The sequence below is a fragment of the Streptomyces sp. UW30 genome (genome assembly GCF_008042075.1).
In the GTDB taxonomy this organism is placed as follows: Bacteria; Actinomycetota; Actinomycetes; order Streptomycetales; family Streptomycetaceae; genus Streptomyces.
The window spans coordinates 30,902-49,146 of the sequence record NZ_RDBN01000039.1; the positions used below are offsets into that span (position 1 = coordinate 30,902).

Below are 18,245 nucleotides of genomic sequence, written 5' to 3' on the forward strand. Positions count from 1 at the left end.
GTGCGCTGGCGCTGAACAAACGCATGGTGAACAATCCGAATGGCTCGGGGGAGGTGCGTACAGGTGCCACGTGGTGAGCGCCCGCTGGAAGCGGGCGGCGGGCCGTTGCTGGAATTCGCGGCGCAATTACGAAAGGTGCGGGAGCAGGCCGGCAGTCCCACCTACCGGGACCTCGCGCGGCGGGCGCACTATTCGATCGCGACGCTCTCCGGAGCGGCAGCGGGACGTCAACTGCCCACGCTGGCCGTCACCCTCGCCTATGTCCGCGCCTGCGGCGGTGACGAGCGGGAATGGGAGGTGATCTGGCGCAGGACGGCGGCCGAATGTGCCGCCAGGACCGTCGGCGAGGTTCCGGATCGGGCCGGGGATGCAGCTTGTGCGCCCTACGTCGGCCTGGCCTCTTTCCAGCAGTCCGACGCCGACTCGTTCTTCGGCCGTGAGAATCTCACTAACAGACTGGTCGAACACCTGAATGGAAAGAGATTCCTCGTTCTGTTCGGAGCTTCGGGATCCGGAAAATCCTCGGTGCTGCGCGCCGGCGTGCTCCCCCAGTTCTCCGGAGCAACCGCCCTGGTTCTCACTCCCGGCCCGCGTCCATTGGAGGAATGCGCGATTCAGCTGGCGGCCCGCGCTCACGTCACACCGGGAACCCTGTGCGCCGAACTCGCGTCGGAGCCGCGCACTCTGCATCGTGCGGCGCGGCAGATTCTGGCCCGCTCACCGAATCCGGCCGGCGAACTCCTCGTCATCGTCGACCAGTTCGAGGAAGTGTTCACTCTCTGCCGCAGTGTGCGGGAGCGCGACGCCTTCGTCGCCGCGCTGCTGCACGCCGCGCAGACCCCCGACAGCTGCTGCCGCGTCGCCCTCGCCGTACGGTCTGACTTCTACACGCACTGCACCCGGCTCCCCACCCTCGTCGACGCGCTGACCGACGCCCACGTCCCCGTCGGCCCGATGACCACCGACGAACTACGGGCGGCGATCGTCCGGCCCGCCGCCCGCGCCGGGCTGACCGTGGAGGGCGCCCTGCTCGCGGCCCTCACCGCCGACGCCCACGGCCGACCCGGGGCTCTGCCCCTGCTCTCACACGCGCTCCTGGAGACCTGGCACCGCCGGCGGGGCAACGCCCTGACCCTCGCCGCATTCCAGGCAGCAGGCGGTTTCGAGGGCGCTCTCGCCCAGACCGCCGAAGCCTTCCACTCCGGCCTGAGCGATACCCAGCAGAAGATCACCCGGCGGCTCTTCCTACGACTCGTCGCCCTGGGCGAGGGCACCGAGGACACCAAGCGCCGCGTAGCGCGCCACGAACTCGACGACACCTCCGACACCGCGTGGGTTCTCGAACAGGCCACCCGGGCACGCCTGCTGACCGTCGACCGGGATCACGTCGAGATCACCCACGAGGCTCTGATCCGCTGCTGGCCTCGGCTGGGCAGCTGGTTGAGCGAGAACCGGGATCAACTGCGCCTGCATCGCGCTCTCACCGAGGCCACCGCGGTCTGGGAGTCACTGAATCACGATCCCGACACCCTCTATCGCGGAGTGCGTCTGGCCGCCGGGAAAGACCTTCCGAAGGAAGCGCTGACCGCTCGGGAACGCGACTTCCTCGACGCGAGCGAAACCGCGGAGCAGGCGGAGGCGCTGCGCACACGCCATCGGGTCCGCCGTCGGCGCCGACTCGTCGCGGCCCTCGTCGTGCTGCTCGTCTGTGCCGTGTCCGCCGTCGCCTTCGCCGTGCGCTCCCAGCAGACCGTCACCGTGCAGCGCAACCACGTCCTCGCGCTCAAGGCGGTCGACAGCTCGGTGGCGCTGCGGACTCGCGACAGCTCGCTCGCCGCACAACTCGCGCTGGCGGCATACGAGTTGGACTCGAACGAGGCAACCCGCAACGGCCTCCTCAGCGTGCTGCCGCGCACGCTGGACAGACAGGTCCACGCCATGGCCGTCACCCTCGATGGCCGCACCCTGGCCACGGCCCACGACGACGGCAGTATCCGGCTGTGGGACCTGACGGATCCCCGGCGCCCCGTCCGTCTGGGCGCCGAACCCGACCACACCGACAGCGCATTGGCACTCGCCTTCAGCCCCCGTGGGAACACACTGATCGCCGTCGGCCGGGACAGCGAGATCCGGCTCTGGAACGTAACCGACCCCCGCGACCCGCGCCTGCTCTCAAGGACCCGGACGCACCACACCGACCTCGTCTTCTCGCTGGCCGTGAGCCCGGACGGCCAGACGGTCGCCACCGGCAGCTACGACCGCACCATCCGGCTGTGGAACGTGAGCGACCCGGCCCGCCCCCGCTTCCTGAACCAACTGATCGGCCACTCCCTCAACGTCAAACCGGTTGCCTTCAGCCCCGACGGCACCACGCTGGCCTCCGGCRCCGATGACCGCAGCGTCCGCCTGTGGGACGTGACCGACCCGCGTCACGCGCCCGCCATCGCCGTTCTCAAGGGCCACGACAACTTCGTCGACTCCCTCGCCTACAGCCGGGACGGCCGTACCCTCCTGTCCGGCAGCGACGACCACARGGCGCTCCTGTGGGATGTGACCGATCCGCGCCACCACCGACGGCTGGGCCGGCTCGAGGGCCATACCGACGTGATCACCTCGGCGGAGTTCACCCCCGACGGCCGCAAGGTGGTCACGGCCGCCGTGGACGGGACGGTACGCCTCTGGGAAGCAGCCAACCGTTCGCGCCCCGTCGAACGAGCCTCGCTGACCGCTCTCTCGGGAGGACTCGCGGCTGTACTCCCTCTCTCGGCGCACGGGGCGATCGTCACACTGAGCTACGACCACACAGTCGAGATCTGGAGCACCGACCCGTCCCGGGCACTCGCCCACGTCTGTGCGCAGGTCCGCGTCACCATCAGCCGGGCCCAGTGGTCCCGCCACTTCCCTGGCCTCGACTACCGCCCGCCCTGCGCCGACCGCACATGAGGCGGCCCGTCGACCCGTACTGCGGTGGCGAGCCCGATGTGCGAGAGCGTCATGGTGTGGGATCGGTGGCCGAGGAGCGTGCGCGGACGACGGCCTGGTCGCCCCTTGGGCCGAACAGGTGCAGGATCTCTACGGCGCTCGTGTTCGCCGGACCGAACCAGTGCGGTTCTCGGGTGTCGAACTCGGCCACTTCGCCGGGTTGGAGCGTGCATTCGTGCGCTCCGAGGATGAGGCGCAGCTCGCCCGCGAGGACGTAGAGCCATTCGTAGCCCTCGTGGGTCACCAGCTTCGGCTCGCGGGGAGCCAGCACGTGCTTGAACACCTGTACCCGGCCCGGGTACTGGGTCAGGGGCACGAGGATGCTGCCGTTGTCCTTGCGCAGGGGCGTGAGATGCACCCGGGGGTCACCCGTGGCCGGTGCGGCCACCAGTTGGTCGAGCGCGACGCGGTGCGCCCGCGCGAGCGGGATGAGTAGGTCCAGGGTTGGGCGTCGGATGCCTGATTCGAGCCGGGACAGTGTGCTCACCGAGAGGCCGGTCGTGGTCGCCAGCGCCTCCAGTGTGAGTCCTCGGTCCCGGCGCAGCGCGCGCAGTCGTGGCCCGATTCCGTCGAGGATCTGCTCCAGTTCCGCGTCCATGTGGCTCAGTGTGCAGCTCTTTGCGGTCCTCGCAAAAATGCTGGTCGGTGCTTGTCGGACGGCCTGAGTCTGGCCGGACAGGTACTCCCGGATGTGAGAGGCAACCCGTGACTGCGACGACGACTCTTCCTGCTGCGCCCGCTCTGAGCGCGCGCAGGCGCTGGACGGTGCTGGCTGTCTGCTGCCTGAGCATGTTCCTGGTGGGGCTGGACACCACCATCGTCAACGTGGGCCTGCCGGCCATCGGGCGCGGCCTGGGCATCGGGACCCGCAGTCTTGAGTGGACGGTGGACGCGTACACCATCGTCCTGGCCGGTTTGCTGATCTCCTCCGGTGCGCTGGCGGACCGCTTCGGACGCCGGAGGGTGTTCCAGTCCGGCTTGTTGGTGTTCGGTGCGGCTTCGTTGCTCTGTGCGACGGCTCCTTCGGTGGGCGCGCTTGTCGCGGCCCGCGCCGTGCAGGGCATCGGGGCCTCGATGCTCAGTCCTGTGGCTCTGGCGATCGTGGTCAACGCGATGCCCGACCCACGAGAGCGGGCGCAGGCCATCGGCATCTGGGCGTCCGTCTTCGGGCTCAGCATGGCCGTCGGACCCGTCACGGGCGGCGCCCTCGTCGCGGGGCTCGGCTGGCGGGCACTGTTCTGGATCAACCTTCCCGTCATCCTGGCCGCCCTGGTGCTCAGCGCGGTGTTCGTGCCGGAGTCACGGGGGCCGCGGGCACAGCGCCTCGACGTTCCGGGTCAGGCCCTGCTGACCGTGGTCATCGGGGTCTGGATCGGCGTCGTCATCGAAGGGCCGCACATCGGCTGGACGTCGCCTGCGGCGCTGGCCGCCTACGGGGTCGCCTCCGTGGCGACGGTCGGATTCGTATGGGTCGAGGGCCGCCGGTCCCAGCCGTTGATGGATCTGCGGCTCTTCCGCAGCCCGGTTTTCGGCCACGCGGTCCTGGGCGCCGTGGCGGTCTTCGTCGCGCTGAACATGACGCTGCTGCTCAATACCCTCTACCTGCAGCACACCCGGGGATTCACGCCACTGGCCGCCGGAGCGGCGACCCTGCCCATGGCCGTCGGCGCTACCCTCTGCGCCCCCTGGTCCGGCCGTCTCGTCGGCCGCGTCGGACCCCGGCTGCCACTGATCCTCGCCGGCGCCTTCACCACGGCGGGCGGCCTGTGCCTGGTAGGGATCGACCGGCACACGAGCCTGCCCCTGCTCCTGCTCGCCTACCTGCTCACCGGCATCGGGTTCGGCTTCGCCAACGCGCCGATCACCAATACGGCGGTCAGCGGACTGCCTCCGGCCCGGGCAGGTGTGGCCGGAGCGATCACGTCCACCGCACGACAGGTCGGCTCCGCGCTCGGCATCGCCGTCGCCGGCGGCCTGGTGGCCGGCAGCACCCCGGCAACGCTTGCGCACGCGTCCCGCCCGGGCTGGATCCTGGTCGCCGTGTGCGGACTCCTCCTGGTCCTCATGGCCCATGCGTCGCGGTCGAAGACGTGAAGAAGGGCTGTCGGAACCCGTGAACCGTTCGAAACCGGGCGCAGCGGTGTGGGGCCCGGCCTGCCGGGCCCCACACCCTCGTGTCACTTCGGCAGACCGGCAGGATCGGTTGCCCACCGGGTGTTGGGCTGTGCGGCGAGGCGGAAGGTGAGGGACCCGCCCGTTCGCAGGAGACCGGCACCGGCCCAGGAGTTCTGATGGGGCCGCCCGTCGAGACGTACGGCGTCCACGTAGACGTGCGTGTCGTCGGCGTCGGCGGCGTTGATCGTGATGTCCCTGTGGCCGGGTCGGTCCAGTACCGCGGTGGGGAAGACAGGTGTGCCCAGGAGGAGCGACGCGCTGCCCGGCGTCTGCGGATACAGGCCCAGAGCGGAGAAGACGTACCAGGCGGACATGGTGCCCAGGTCGTCGTTGCCCGGCAGGCCCGCCGGGCCGGTGCCGTACACCGAGTCGACGATCTGGCGCACCGTTGCCTGCGTCTTCCAGGGCTGTCCGAGGGCGTTGTAGAGCCAAGGAGCATGGATGCCCGGCTCGTTGGTGGGGTCGTAGCGCAGCGGGTCGCCCCCGCGGACCGACCAGGAGCCGTCCGGCTTGTGGAAGAAGCCGTCGAGGCGGGCAGCGGCCGCCTCCCGGCCGCCCATCGCCTCCGCCAGACCCTGCACGTCCTGCGGCACCATCCAGGTGTAGGTGGCGCTGGTGCCCTGCGCGAAGCCGAGGTCGCTCGCCGGGGTGAAGGGAGTCACCCAGGAACCGTCCGCCCTGCGGGCCTGGATGTAGCCGGTGTCGGGGTTGAAGACGTTGCGCCAGTACGCGCCGCGCTCGGTGAAGACCTCGGCCTCGGTGTCCCGCCCCAGCAGCTTCGCCCAGTTGGCGAGCGCGGAGTCGGCGACGGCGTCCTCCAGGGTCTCGGCGGCACCGCCCCAGCAGTGGCACACGTCCTGAGCGGCGTAGTGCGAGTGCAAGTACTGCGCCAGGTTGGGGCGTTGACCCTCGCACTGGCCCGGGCAGCCGGCATCCGACAGCCCGTCGGGGTGGGGCACCGTGGCCTGGCGGACGAGCGAGTCGAAGGCACCCTCGTAGTCGAAGTTGCGCACACCCATCGCATAGAACGTGGCCAGCGTCGCCGCGGACGGGTCGCCGGTCATGACGTGGGTGGCGCCGCTGATGTGTACCCAGCGGTCCCACACGCCGCCGTTCTGATCGGCGAAGTTGTACAGGGACTGCGCGAAGTCACCCGCCACGGCGGGCTTCAGCAATGCCAGCAGCTGGATCTGCGCCCGGTACTGGTCCCAGCCGGAGAAGTTGCTGTACTGCGCCCGCTGTCCGCGCGCCAGTCGGTGCACGGCTTGGTCCATGCCCCAGTAACGGCCGTCGGTGTCGCTGATCAGGTTCGGCTGCATGAGGGAGTGGTAGAGCGCGGTGTAGAAGGTCCGGCGGCGCGCCTCACTGCCGCCCTCGATCCGGACAGTGCTCAGCTCCCGGTCCCAGGCCCGCGCTCCGGCCGCGGCCACGTCGGCCACCCGCGCGTGCGGCGCGATCTCCTCGCGGAGGTTGGCCTCGGCGCCGTCGAGGCTGACGTACGAGATGCCGAGCCGCATCCGGACATCGTTGTCGGAGCTCGTGTCGAAGCCGACCCAGCCGCCGGAGCCGCGACCCGCGCGGTCCGCGCCCGTCGCATATCCCTCACCGCCAGAAGCGGTTGTCGAGCCGGGAGAGAGGGTGCCGTCCTTCCAGGTGCCGACCGACGAGAAGGCGCGGTCGAAGGAGGCGCTGAAGTACAGCTTGTAGTAGCTCTTGCGGTTGTTGACCCCGCCGTTGGCACGGCGGCCGCAGAACGCGCCGGTGAGCACCCATCCGGTCACCTTGCGGTGGGCGGCATCGATGTCGACGTGTGCCTCCTCACTGCCGTTGAGGGAGTTGGAGACGCGGAAGAGGAGGTTGGCCGCCCGGTCACTCGGGAACGTGAAGTCGGCGACTCCCGCGCGCTCACTGACCGCGAGGTCGGCCTTGGCGCCGGTCTTCAGACCGAGGGTGTAACGGCCGGGGGTGGCCCGCTCGTCGGCGTGGCTGAAGTCGGCGGCGTAGACGGCGTCCTTGGTGTCCGCCGAGGGGGAGGAGGTGACGTCCCCGACGAACGGCATGATCGGTACGTCACCGGCCGCACCGGGGTTGCAGCCGGCGCCGTTGACGTGCGTCAGGCTCAGGCCGCGGATGCGGGTCGTGTCGTACTGGTAGCCGTTGGCCGCCCCGGTGCTGGTCTGGTCGCCCGTCGTGCTCGTCGGGGACCAGGCGATCATCCCGTACGGGAGGGTGGCACCGGGATAGGTGTTGCCGCCGTTCGCGGAGCCGATCAGCGGGTCCACCAGAGCGGAGGGGTGCTCGGCGGGCAGGTCTGCCGCTGAGGCCGGGAAGGGTGCGGCCACGGCGAGTGCGGTGGCCAGCAGAGCGGTCACGGTTCTGGTGCCGAAGCGTCTTGCCGTGCGCGGCCGTTGAGGGCGCATAGGAGCAGTCGCCTTTCGCAGAGGGGCACATGAAGGACAGGAGAACGGAGCCTGCCGTGAACATCCGGCACGGCACGACTACTGACCGCGCCCAACGCTAGGAGGATGCCCGGAGGGAGGAGAGTGGCTCGTGCGTTGTGGCGGTGAAGGCGGGGTGAACGGTGCGGAGGCTTTGCCGTATCCATCAAGCGCCAGTCCCTCAGCCCTTCACCGCCCCCGACGTGAYGCCTTGCACGATGTGGCGGCTGGCGAAGGCGAACAGGAGCATGGTGGGCAGGATGGTGAGCACGGCCGCCGCGGACATCGAGCCCCAGTCGATGTTGAAGCTGGAGATGAAGCCGTTCAGGGCCGTGGGGACGGTCTTGTTCCTGTCGCTGTTCATGAGCGTCACCGACAGGAAGAGCTCGTTCCAGCAGTTGACGAAGTTGAAGATGAACGCGGCGACGATGCCGGGGCGCATCACCGGGAGCAGGACCCGGAACAGTGCTGCGAACCGTGACAGGCCGTCGATCATGGCGGCCTCCTCCAGCGCGTCCGGGATGTTCTCGAAGAAGCCGCGCAGCATCACCGTGCAGAACGGGATGCACACCGCGATGTAGACGAGGATCAGGCCGAGTCGGTTGTCGACCAGCCGCAGGTCGGTCATCAGCAGGTACAGCGGTCCCAGCGCGATGAACGACGGGATCATCTGGGTGACCAGCGCGGCCATCAGCAGAGCGGACTTGGTGCGGAACTCGAAGCGGGCCAGCACATACGCCGAGAGCATCGAGATCGCCGTGGCCGTCGCACCGGCGACGGTGGAGACGATGAGGCTGTTGGTGAGGTAGGTCCCGAAGTCGGCGGTGCCGAACAGGCCGCTGTAGTTCTCCAGGGAGAACCGCTCCGGCCAGTAGGCGAGCGGGAAGTGGAAGATGTCGCCGGGTGCCTTGAGCGAGGTGACGGTGATCCAGTAGAGGGGGAAGACGGTGAACAGCAGCCACYCGCCGAGGAAGGTGAACTTGACGGCCCGGCCGACCGTGGACTCCTTGCCGATCACGGCCTCACTCCCTTCTTTTCGCGCGTGGCCATGAGGAAGAACACCGCGAACACCAGCAGCGCGGCCACCACGAGGAGGCCGAGCGCGGAGGCTCTGCCGTAGTCGCCCTGCTGAGTGATCTTGATCATCCAGGTGGTCACGATGTGCGTCTCGTTGTTCGGCCCGCCGCCGGTCATGCCGAAGATCAGGTCGGGGAAGTTGAAGATCCAGATCACCCGCAGCAGCACGGTCAGTGCCAGCGTGGTGCGGATGTACGGGATGGTGATCTGGAAGAGCGTGCGTGCCTTGCCGGCGCCGTCCAGTGCCGCCGCCTCGTAGAGCTCGTCGGGGATCGACTGGAGTGCGGCCAGGATCATGATCGCGAAGAAGGTGACGCCGTACCAGATGTTGGCGATGAGCACGGCCACCATCGCCGTCTTCGGGTCCGCCAGCCAGGCGATCGGCTCGTCGATCAGACCGGCCTTCTGCAGCAGGTCGTTGACGACGCCGAACTCGCTGTTGAACAGCCAGCGGAAGAGGATGCCGATGAGGAATCCGGAGATCGCCCAGGGGAAGAAGATCAGCGCCTGGTAGAGGCCGCGGAAGCGGAAGCGGCGGCGCAGCCACAGGGCGAGGGCGAAGCCGATCACCAGCTGGGGGACGATCGAACCGACCACCCAGACCGCGGTGTTGCCCAGCACGGTGCCCCAGGCGGGGTCGGCGAAGACGTCGCTGAAGTTCTTCAACCCGACCCAGGAGGTGTCGGTCAGGTCGGTCAACTTCCAGGTGCGGAAGGCCATTTGGCCGCCCGCGATCATGGGGTAGTAGGTGAAGACCGCCACGAAGACCGCGGCCGGCGCCATGAAGGCGGCGATCTGCAGACCGCGGCGGGTGGTGAACTCCCGTCGGCGGCCCCCGTGGGGGAGACCTCGCTTGCGGGAGGCCTCCCCACTGCCCGGTGCCGTCGTCTTCGTCGCCGTTGTGGACGTGACGGACATGTCTACTGCTCCTGCTGCCACTTCTCGGTCCAGTACGCGTCCCAGCCCGCGACCAGCTTCTTGGGCGTCGTCTTGCCGAGGATCAGCTTCTGCACGTCGGTGTCGGCCTTCTGCTGCCATTCGGCCCACCAGGTGACACCGCGCGGCTGGGTGACGACCAGGTACTTGTCAGGCTGCTCGGTCATCGTGACGTAGCTCGCCCAGGGCCCGGTCTTGTAGAAGGGGRCGCTGGTCGCCGACTTGAGGATGGGCACCAGGCTGTTCTTCTTGGTGAACGTCGTCGATGCCTCGCCCTGGGAGAGGAACTCGACCAGCTTGACGGCCTCGGCCTTCTGCTTGCTGCCCTGGGCGACACCCCACCCGGCGGTGGCCAGCGGCTGCACGGTCTTGCCGTCGGGTCCGGCCACGAGCGGCGCGGTGCCCCACTGGTCCTTCGAGAGGGACTTCGACTCCGAGACCGTGGCGATCACTTCGGGGTCCTGGAGAAGGAATGCCGTGGAGCCGTTGGAGAACGCCTCGACCATCTCGGGGTAGCCCCAGGCCACGGACGACTTGGGGGACGCCTGCTTGAAGAGCTTGAGATAGTTCTCCACGGCGTCTTCCGCCTCGGGGGCGGAGAAGATCGTACGGCCGCTCTTGAGCTTGAAGCCGTTCGCCGGGTCGACCTGGTCGGCGAGGTAGGCCTCGATGGCGGCGGTGGCGTTGCTGTTGGAGTTGGCCCCGCCGCGGAAGGCGTAGCCGTAACGGCGCGCCGACGGGTCGTGGATGGCGGTGGCCTGCTCCAGCAGCTCCTGCCAGGTGGCCGGCGGCTTGTTGAAGCCCGCCTTCTTGATCAGGTCGGTGCGGTAGAAGAGGCTCAGGCCGTAGAAGCCGTACGGGACGAAGTACGTCCTGCCCTTGGCGTCCTGCGAGGCCTTGACGGCGTTCTCCGTCATCGCCTCCCAGCCCTTCCAGCCGCCGAGGTCCTTCTTCATGTCGTAGAGCCAGCCGTTGTTCGACCAGGGCCCGACGGTGATGTCGCGGACCTCCAGGACATCCACCCCGCTGCCGGACTGGAGCATCTGCTGGAGCTTCTGGTCGGCCTGCTCGGTGGGCGGGGACACCAGGTTGACCTTGATCTTGGGGTTCTGCTGCTCGAAGTCGGCTATGAGGTCCTTGAGCAGGTCGGTGCGGGTCGGGTTCGTCAGGCTCTCGACCATGTTGAGGGTGACTGTTCCGCTCGCGCCGGGGCTCATCGTGGAACAGCCGGTCAGGACCATCGCGGCGGCGGTGCCGAGCGCGAGAGCTGCCGTCCTTCTTCTCATTGTGCTGACCTCTTCCCTGAGTTTTCTCGGGCCCACTTGCCGAGGACGGGGACGCATTCCTCGGCGAAGTACTCGTAGTCGGCGGCGGTGTTGTAGACGTGGGCGGACAGACGCAGGTACCCGATGCCGTCGAAGCTGGTGAAGGCCGCCTCCACGCCCAGTTCGAGGGCCACCCGGTCGCGCAGCGCGTCTGCCTCGATGCGGTCGGCGGCGAGTCCGTCCGGGAGGCGCACCAAGCGCATGCCGGGAACGGGCATGCCGACGTCGACCGCGCTGTCCGCGTCGGCCGGATCGGCGAGTGCGGTGCCGATGACATGGGCGCCGTAGTCGGCGAGCTCGTCCATGTAGCGGCGGGCGGCGGGCCAGCCCCAGGTGCGCTCGATGAAGGCGAGGGACGTCGGCGCGGCGAGGTAGGCCGTGGCGTCGACGGTGCCCTGCTGGTCGAAGCGGTCGGGATAAGGCTCGGCTGCCGCCCAGGAGTCGATGAGGGGGTAGAGCCGGTCGCGCAGCGGGCCGCGGGCGACCAGCGCCGCGGTGCCGCGCGGGGCGCAGCCCCACTTGTGGAGGTTGCCGGTCCACAAGTCGTAGGTCGCGTCGGCGAGCGGCGCGTCGAGCAGGCCGGGCGCGTGCGCGCCGTCGACGAGGGCGGGGATGCCGCGCCGGCGAGCCTCCGCCCCGATGCGCTCCACCGGCAGCCGCCGCGCCGTCGCCGAGGTGATCTGGTCGACGACGACGAGTTCGGTGGCGTCGCCGAGTTCAGCGGCCACGGCCTCGTACGCCTGGTCCTCGTCCGCGTCCAGCGGCACCCGGGCGGTACGGACCCGGCCACCCCAGCGTCGTGCCAGCCGCTCGGCACCCATCGTCACGGCCCCGTAGCCGTGGTCGGTGACGACGATCTCCCCGCCGGGACGCAGGGTGAGGGCGGCGTAGACGACACTCGCGCCGGCGCTGGCGTTCGGGACCAGGGCGAGGTCGCCGGGACTGACGCGCAGGAAGTCGGCGAGTTGGACGCGGGTGGCGGCGAGCCGCTGGGGGAGTGCCGGGAACCACACCACCGGTGAGCGTTCCATCTCCACGCGCAGCAGTTCCTGCCGTTCCTGAGCCACCAGAGGAACCGCCCCGAAGGAGCCGTGGTTCAGGTGCTTGAGGGCAGGATCCAGCGACCACGCACGGTCGGCGGGCCGGCCGTCCGCCAGCAGCAGAGGGCGCGGTGCGGTGGTCACCTCGGTCTCGCTCACAGGACTCCACATCTGGGCAGGGCGGGGCCACGGAAGATCAGACTCCGCCGGACACATCTGATGAGTCGGCATCCTGCACCACCTTTCTTGGCGGAAACAAGGGTCGTACAGTGAAAGTCATCAGATGACTTTCGTATGACGCGCATCCGACACATCTGAGACTCGCTACAGTGCTCCGAGGGGACGGCGGCATGATCGCCGGCCCGCCAGGGGAGGAAGAGGGACGGATGTCCGCAGTCGAGAAGGCGTTCCACGGCCTACGGCACATGATCGCGACGGGACGCCTCGGTCCGGGCGAGCGCATTCCGCCCGAGGGCGACCTGTGCGAGGAACTGGGCGTCTCACGGGGCTCGCTGCGCGAGGCCGTACGGATGCTCGCCGCCCTGGGCGTCATCGAGCCGCGACACGGCTCGGGCACCTACGTCTCACAGCTGAGGCCGGAGGACGTGATCGGCAGCCTCTCCCTGACGCTCGAACTCCTCCCGCTGTCCGGCCTGTTGGAGGTCTACGAGATCCGGCGCGTCCTGGAGGCCCACGTGGCCGCCCAAGCGGCGGCGCGCAGCACACCGGAGAGCGTGCGCACGCTCTTCTCCCTCATCGAGGACATGGAAGCCACGAGCGACCCCACCAAAGCCTCCGAACTCGACCACCGCTTCCACGCGGAGATCGCCCGCGTGGGCGGCAACCCCACCCTCGCCTCCCTCCTGGCGGTCTTCCGCGCCCGCTCCCGCAAGTACCAGGTCTTCACCCTGCCCGAAGGCCCTGACCTGCGCAGGAAGAGCGACGACGACCATCGCGTCCTGGCCACCGCCATCGCCGACCGCGACCCCGTCGCCGCGGCCGGCGCGGCGCAGGCACATGTCGCGCAGACCGAGCGGTGGCTGCGCGCGTTCATGCCCCCGGTGGAGGAGACCGACAACACGGACTGACCATCGGGGATGGGCGGCCCGCTCTGACGCCTTCGATCACGCCGGCACTCCGGCAACCAAGGGCGGGAGGGCTCAGGACGACCTCGGCAACTGTCCGTGCGGGCCCACGTGTTCCGTTTCGTCCTCTGGCCAACGCGCGTAGATCGCGGGCACCATTCTTCCCGCACCACCTGCACAGCCGCCTTCACGAAGCATGGCCCATCGCAGGAAGGTCCCCAGATGAAGGTCACCAAGGCCTTGAAGCTCCGCTCGGTCCTCACCGCCCTCACCGTCGTCATCGCCCCCGGCGCCGCCGTCATGGGCACCGCCGGCGAGGCCTTCGCCGTCACCAAGATCAGTCACGCAACCGCGACCTCCATGTTCCAGCAGGTCGGCATCACCTGGTCGTCGTCCGGGAACTGCTCCAACCGCAACAACCCCACATGCACGTCCTTCGACCAGCTCAACCTGGCCACCGCCCAAGGCGCCCAGACCCTCAAGCGTGCCAGCGGCTGCGCCCTGAACATCACCGGCGGCACCGAGACCGGGCACGCGTCCGGCACGTACTCGCACTGGAACGGCTACAAGCTCGACTTCAGCAAGTACACCTGCGTCGGGAACTACATCAAGAACAACTTCACCTACATAGGCCCGCGCGGCGACGGCGCACCGCAGTGGCGTTCCGGCTCGGGCAACATCTACGCGGACGAGGGCAACCACTGGGACGTCCTCTACTACAACTGCGGTGGCTGCTGAACCCTGCACTGCCTGGCTGCCGCCGTGGYYRRCCTCGGCGGCAGCCTCCGCGGGAGGCATGACGGTCAGGGTCGCTCCGCAGCAGTCAACGCCTCCAACGCGCCGGCCTGGGTGCGCCAGTCCGACGGGTTGGGAGTGGCGCCGGACCACCGCTGGCCCAGGCGGTTCAGGGAGTCCCTGTCGTTGGCCCAGATCGAATCGGCCTGCCTCTCGGCGTACGCCATGTAGGCGGCGGATCCGGTGGCGTCCGCCAGGTCCGCCAGGTGGCGCATGAAGATTCCCTTGAACTGCTTCTGGTTGTCGTCACAGGAGTTCGTCGCGATGTCGCACGACTCGGTCAGAATGCCGTCGCGGGTGAGCGCGGGCGAGGAGATCGCGGCGTCGGCCAGGCGCGTGGCCGTATCCAGGTAGCGGCCGTTCCCGGTGGATCGCCACAGTTGGGTGAAGGCACCGATGGCCAGGCCCTGGTTGTAACTCCACACCGTCTGGCCGTTGTTGGCGCAGCCCGTGGTCAGCCCGTCGTTGATCAGACCCGCGGAGTTGATCATCCCACTGGCGAGGTACCAGTCCGCCGCCGTGACCGCCCGGTCGCCCCACATGGTGCCGCCACCCATGCGCTGGTGCAGTGACGTGGTGAGCCACAGGTACAGTCCGTTGGTCACCGCGTTCTTGTACGTGCGCTCCCGGTCCCACCACACACCGCCGCCACAGGTGCTCGGGTCCCAGAACTGGTGGACGTAGTCGGTGATGGTGACCGCCTCGTCCAGATACCGGCGCTCGCCGGTGTAGTCGTACGCCGTGAGCCAGGCCACCGCCCACCAAGCCGCGTCATCGACCGCGCGGCTGATGAAGTGGCCCTCGATCGGGTCCGAACTGCGCACGCCCGCCGGGAAGACGCCACGGTTCTGCTCGAAGGTGCGGGCGATCACCCAGTCGTAGTCGTGCCGCCCGGTCCGCTCGGCGAAGTCGATGACCGAGGTGAGCGCGACGGCAGAGTTCCACCAACTGCTGCGCCACCAGCCCTCGTTGGTGTGGTACGACGCCATCAGTGCGTCCGCCGCCGCGCGCGCCCGGGTCGGCGCGGGCCTCGCCCATGCCGTACAGCTGCCCTCCTGGTGAGAGGCCTCACGGCCGCACGCGCGGACCGCCCCGCCGTACAACAGGCCACGCGGGTCCCGGGTCGCGAACATGGCGGTCCGGGCCGAGGACGCTCCGGACGGCACGCCCCTGCGACCGAGCGAGGAGCCCTCGGGCCGGCTCGCGCCGGCGTCCCAGGAACGGTCGAGCCAGATCTCGTCGCCCGCGCCCCCGCTCTCGATCACGCCCCAGGCCATGCCGCCTCGCTGGTCGAGGTGCAGGCTGATGGTGCGGCCGAAGAGAGTGGTCGAGGGGACGGGGGTGTCGTCGCCGGACGCGGTGGCGGGATCGGCGCCGTCGCAGGAAGTGCCGTCGCAGACCCGCGGGTACACCCAGTCGGTGCAGTCGACTGCACCGGCGTCGCCGCAGGCACGGATCCAGCCGCGCCGGTGACCGGCCGGGTCGGAGACGTTGTACATCAGCGTGCGGGTGCCGGTCCAAGTATCGGGGATGCTCGCCTTGCCGAGCAGTGGCTCCCAGGTGGTGCCACGGTCCCAGGACCGGTCGAGCCAGACCGAGTCACCGCGCACACCGTGGTCGATGCTTGCCCAAGCCATGTTGTCCGGGTCGGAGACGTGCAGTCGCAGGACGCGACCGTTGATGTTCTTGTCCGGCACAGGGAACGTGTCCTGATGCGCCTTCGTCGGGTCCAGGGTGTCGCATGCCAGCGCGCAGACGGCCGGCGCCGCGTGGGAGGGCGTGGGCAGGGCGACCAGTCCGGCCAGGGCGAGTGCCAGAACCAGGAGCCCGGTCCATGTGCGATGTCTCCGTGCTGACATGACGACGTACCCGCCCTTTCTCCGTCAGGGGCGTTCAGGGATGTGACACTCCGTGCGGCATGAACGCTCTTGCTACGGCGCCGTGTTGAGCAGGTCGACGGCGCTCTGCTGTCGTGCCGCGTCCACCACGTCGATCGGGCCGGACCAGCGCAGTCCGTACTGGTCGAGTGCGTTGCGATCGCTCGTATGGGCACGGTCCGCCTGGCGTTGCAGATAGGCGCCATAGGGATGGTCCGGCAGCGCGGCGTTGAGTTTGCCCAGACCGCGCACGTGCGCGCCCTTGAAGGACGGCCCGTCGGCGCCGCAGTCGCCACCCTCGCAGGGGTCGCGCAGGATGCCCTCGCCGGTGTGGAGGGAAGAAGTCGAGGTGGCGGCGTTGGCGATCTGCCGTGCGCGAGTGAGTAGTTCGCCTGCCCCGGTGGCGCGGTGCAGCTCGGTGAGGGCGCCGAGCAGGACACCTTGGTTGTACGACCAGACGGCCTGGCCGTTGTTGCGGCAAGTGGCCAGGTCGATACCGTCGTTGACCAGATTCGAGCCGTTGATCATTCCGGTGCCCTGGAACCAGGACCAACCGGCGCGGGCCCGCTCCCGATACGTCGTGTCGTCCGGGATCCGATTGTGCAGGGCCGCGTTGAGCTGGATGTAGAGGGAGTTGGCGATGGCGTTCTTGTAGGTCTTCGCCGTGCTCCACCACACTCCGCCGCCGCAGGTGCTGTCCCAGTACGCAGCCATGTGGTCGGCGTCGGTGCGAGCGGTGTCGAGGTAGCGGCGGTCGCCGGTCAGGTCATACGCGGCGACCCACGCAAGCCCCCACCATCCGGTGTCGTCGACGTAGTCGTTGCGGAACTGCCCGTCCTGCGCGTTCACATTCAGGTCGTAGGTGCGGGAGATCGCGTACGAGTAACTGCCCATCCCCGACCCGCGGATGTTGTCGATGACCGAGGTCAGGGCATTGGCGGAGTTCCACCACCCGGTGGTGTCGAACAGGCCGGTCGAGTAGTTGTAGAAGGTCATCAGGCCGGTGGCCGCCGCGGTGCGTCGATCGCCCGAGTTCCAGGTGGTGCGGGCCCACGAGGTACAGGCGATCTCGGCGCGATCGCCTGCTTTGCCGCAGGCACGCAGGGCACCGATGCCGTGGTTGTTCCAGTCGTCCACGTTGTACATGAGCGTGCGCCAGCCCCGTTGACCCGAGGGAACGGTGGTGTCGCCGAGCTTGCTCCCGGAGCTCCAGGTACGGCCGCCGTCGAAGGAGCGGTCGAGCCACACCTCGTCGCCCGGGCTGCCGTTGCCGAGGGACGCCCAGCCCATCGCGTCGGCGTCGTCGAAGTGAAGGAGGATCGATCGCCCGTGGAGGGTGGCCGTTACCGGCGTGCGGTCGCTGGGGGAGAGCGCGGGGTCACGGGCATCGCAGTACTTGTTACAGATGGCCGCGGTCGGGGTCGCGCCGACGGCGGACGCTGTGTGAGGGGTGAGGCCCACGAGGAGCGCCAGGGCGAACCCCGCGGCCGACCGTCGGACGGAAAGAGACGTGTGGTTCCTTCGTACGGGAGTCATGGGGCCTCCCTGCCGGGCAACGCCTGCTGAAGGTTGAATGTGAGAGCGCTCTCAGAAGGTAATGGCGGGGAGTTGGAGCGTCAATGGGCCTGGTGTGTAAGGGAGTTGCCGGGTTCGCTCCTCCGTTCGGATCACGGGTGGGGCCCTTTCCGGTGAACTGCGGCGGGCTGGCGCACCCTGTGCGTGCTGCGTGGGGTACCCCGTATGCGCGGATTCTCGGCCGCGCGTCCCTTCGGCAGCTCGTTCCTTGAGGAGATCAGTCATGTACGCAGTGGTTCGGCGGTACGAAGGGGTGACGGATCCCGCTGAGGCGGGACGCGTGGTGAACGAGGAGTTCGTGCTGCTCCTTGGCCAGGTCGAGGGCTTCGTGGCCTACTACTGGGTCGATGCCGGCGGCGGGGTGATGGTGTCGACGAGCGTCTTCCAGGACCGGGCCGGCGCCGAGCAGTCGACCGCCAGGGCGAGCGACTTCGTACGGGACCGCCTGGCCTCTCTGCTTCCCAATCCTCCCCAGGTCACGGCAGGTGAGGTCGTCGCACATGCCTAGTGGACCGGGGCGGGTGCCGGGCGATTCAGCCGGGTCACCGACGACGGAGGACTGAACAGACGGCCGGACGGCTGTCTGTCAGCGGTCCGGGGTTGGCCGGGTGGTGTCGTCCGGGGCTGTTCGGGGTTTGGTGTGGAGGACTTCGCGGGCTTGTTCGGCGGCGCGGGTGATGCTTTCGCTGATGAAGTCGAGGAAGCGGGCGATGTTCTCCAGGCGGGCGGCGGCGGGGGTGTCGGGGCCGAGGACGGTGACGCCCTGGCGGGCGGTTTCGACGAGCTGGTCGTTGGCCCGGGCGCTGGCGATGGTGGCTTGGTAGAAGAGTTCGTCGTCGACGATGTAGCGGTCGCGGCGGCGTTCGTCGCGTTCGCGGCGGACGAGGCTCTGGCTCTCCAGGAATGCGATGGCTTTGGAGATGGAGGCGGGGCTGACCTG

Annotated in this window: 13 protein-coding genes and 1 pseudogene; 5 read left to right on the top strand and 9 right to left on the bottom strand. The window is 69.0% G+C overall.

Translation table 11 applies throughout. The annotated features are described in order from the left end of the window. Positions 1-63: 63 nt before the first annotated feature. On the top strand, positions 64-2,943 hold the full coding sequence (locus tag EAO75_RS29790) for a helix-turn-helix domain-containing protein (protein ID WP_187284635.1): 2,880 nt from the start codon (positions 64-66) through the stop codon (positions 2,941-2,943). 49 nt (positions 2,944-2,992) lie between these two features. On the opposite strand, the gene EAO75_RS29795 is transcribed toward EAO75_RS29790, so the two are convergent. Next, entirely contained in the window at positions 2,993-3,580 is a 588-nt protein-coding gene (locus EAO75_RS29795) for a helix-turn-helix domain-containing protein (protein WP_147998249.1), read from the bottom strand. Between the two features lie 107 nt (positions 3,581-3,687). On the opposite strand from EAO75_RS29795, the gene EAO75_RS29800 reads away from it, so the two are divergent. Continuing rightward, on the top strand, positions 3,688-5,076 hold the full coding sequence (locus EAO75_RS29800) for an MFS transporter (RefSeq protein ID WP_222723996.1): 1,389 nt from the start codon (positions 3,688-3,690) through the stop codon (positions 5,074-5,076). Between the two features lie 83 nt (positions 5,077-5,159). On the opposite strand, the gene EAO75_RS29805 is transcribed toward EAO75_RS29800, so the two are convergent. From EAO75_RS29805 to EAO75_RS29825, 5 genes are all read right to left on the bottom strand, one after another. Continuing rightward, positions 5,160-7,577: a GH92 family glycosyl hydrolase gene (locus EAO75_RS29805; RefSeq protein ID WP_147998250.1), complete on the bottom strand. Its 2,418-nt coding sequence runs from the start codon at positions 7,575-7,577 to the stop codon at positions 5,160-5,162. Positions 7,578-7,776: 199 nt separating this feature from the next. Continuing rightward, the gene (locus EAO75_RS29810; RefSeq protein ID WP_147998251.1) at positions 7,777-8,613 is read right to left on the bottom strand and encodes a carbohydrate ABC transporter permease; all 837 of its coding nucleotides are present in this window, start codon (positions 8,611-8,613) and stop codon (positions 7,777-7,779) included. Next, the gene (locus EAO75_RS29815) at positions 8,610-9,590 is read right to left on the bottom strand and encodes a carbohydrate ABC transporter permease (protein WP_147998252.1); all 981 of its coding nucleotides are present in this window, start codon (positions 9,588-9,590) and stop codon (positions 8,610-8,612) included. The genes EAO75_RS29810 and EAO75_RS29815 overlap by 4 nt, the downstream gene beginning before the upstream one ends. Positions 9,591-9,592: 2 nt before the next feature. Continuing rightward, complete coding sequence (locus EAO75_RS29820; protein ID WP_147998253.1) at positions 9,593-10,894, bottom strand: ABC transporter substrate-binding protein; 1,302 nt, start codon at positions 10,892-10,894, stop codon at positions 9,593-9,595. Beyond that, entirely contained in the window at positions 10,891-12,132 is a 1,242-nt protein-coding gene (locus EAO75_RS29825; protein ID WP_147998254.1) for an aminotransferase class V-fold PLP-dependent enzyme, read from the bottom strand. Before EAO75_RS29825 ends, EAO75_RS29820 begins: the two co-directional genes overlap by 4 nt. Positions 12,133-12,359: 227 nt before the next feature. On the opposite strand from EAO75_RS29825, the gene EAO75_RS29830 reads away from it, so the two are divergent. Continuing rightward, a complete protein-coding gene (locus tag EAO75_RS29830) occupies positions 12,360-13,061 on the top strand; it encodes a FadR/GntR family transcriptional regulator (RefSeq protein WP_147998255.1) in 702 nt (233 codons plus the stop codon). A gap of 219 nt (positions 13,062-13,280) precedes the next feature. After that, positions 13,281-13,796, top strand: coding sequence for a hypothetical protein (locus EAO75_RS29835; protein ID WP_147998256.1), 516 nt, complete (start codon positions 13,281-13,283; stop codon positions 13,794-13,796). Positions 13,797-13,861: 65 nt separating this feature from the next. Here EAO75_RS29835 and EAO75_RS29840 read toward each other — a convergent pair whose 3' ends face one another. Next, the gene (locus EAO75_RS29840) at positions 13,862-15,712 is read right to left on the bottom strand and encodes a glycoside hydrolase family 76 protein (RefSeq protein ID WP_147998257.1); all 1,851 of its coding nucleotides are present in this window, start codon (positions 15,710-15,712) and stop codon (positions 13,862-13,864) included. Between the two features lie 72 nt (positions 15,713-15,784). After that, the gene (locus EAO75_RS29845) at positions 15,785-17,266 is read right to left on the bottom strand and encodes a glycoside hydrolase family 76 protein (RefSeq protein ID WP_147998258.1); all 1,482 of its coding nucleotides are present in this window, start codon (positions 17,264-17,266) and stop codon (positions 15,785-15,787) included. 262 nt (positions 17,267-17,528) lie between these two features. On the opposite strand from EAO75_RS29845, the gene EAO75_RS29850 reads away from it, so the two are divergent. Beyond that, on the top strand, positions 17,529-17,813 hold the full coding sequence (locus EAO75_RS29850; protein WP_147998259.1) for a hypothetical protein: 285 nt from the start codon (positions 17,529-17,531) through the stop codon (positions 17,811-17,813). Positions 17,814-17,891: 78 nt separating this feature from the next. Here EAO75_RS29850 and EAO75_RS29855 read toward each other — a convergent pair. Beyond that, a pseudogene (locus EAO75_RS29855) lies at positions 17,892-18,245 on the bottom strand (MarR family transcriptional regulator); the annotation flags it as partial.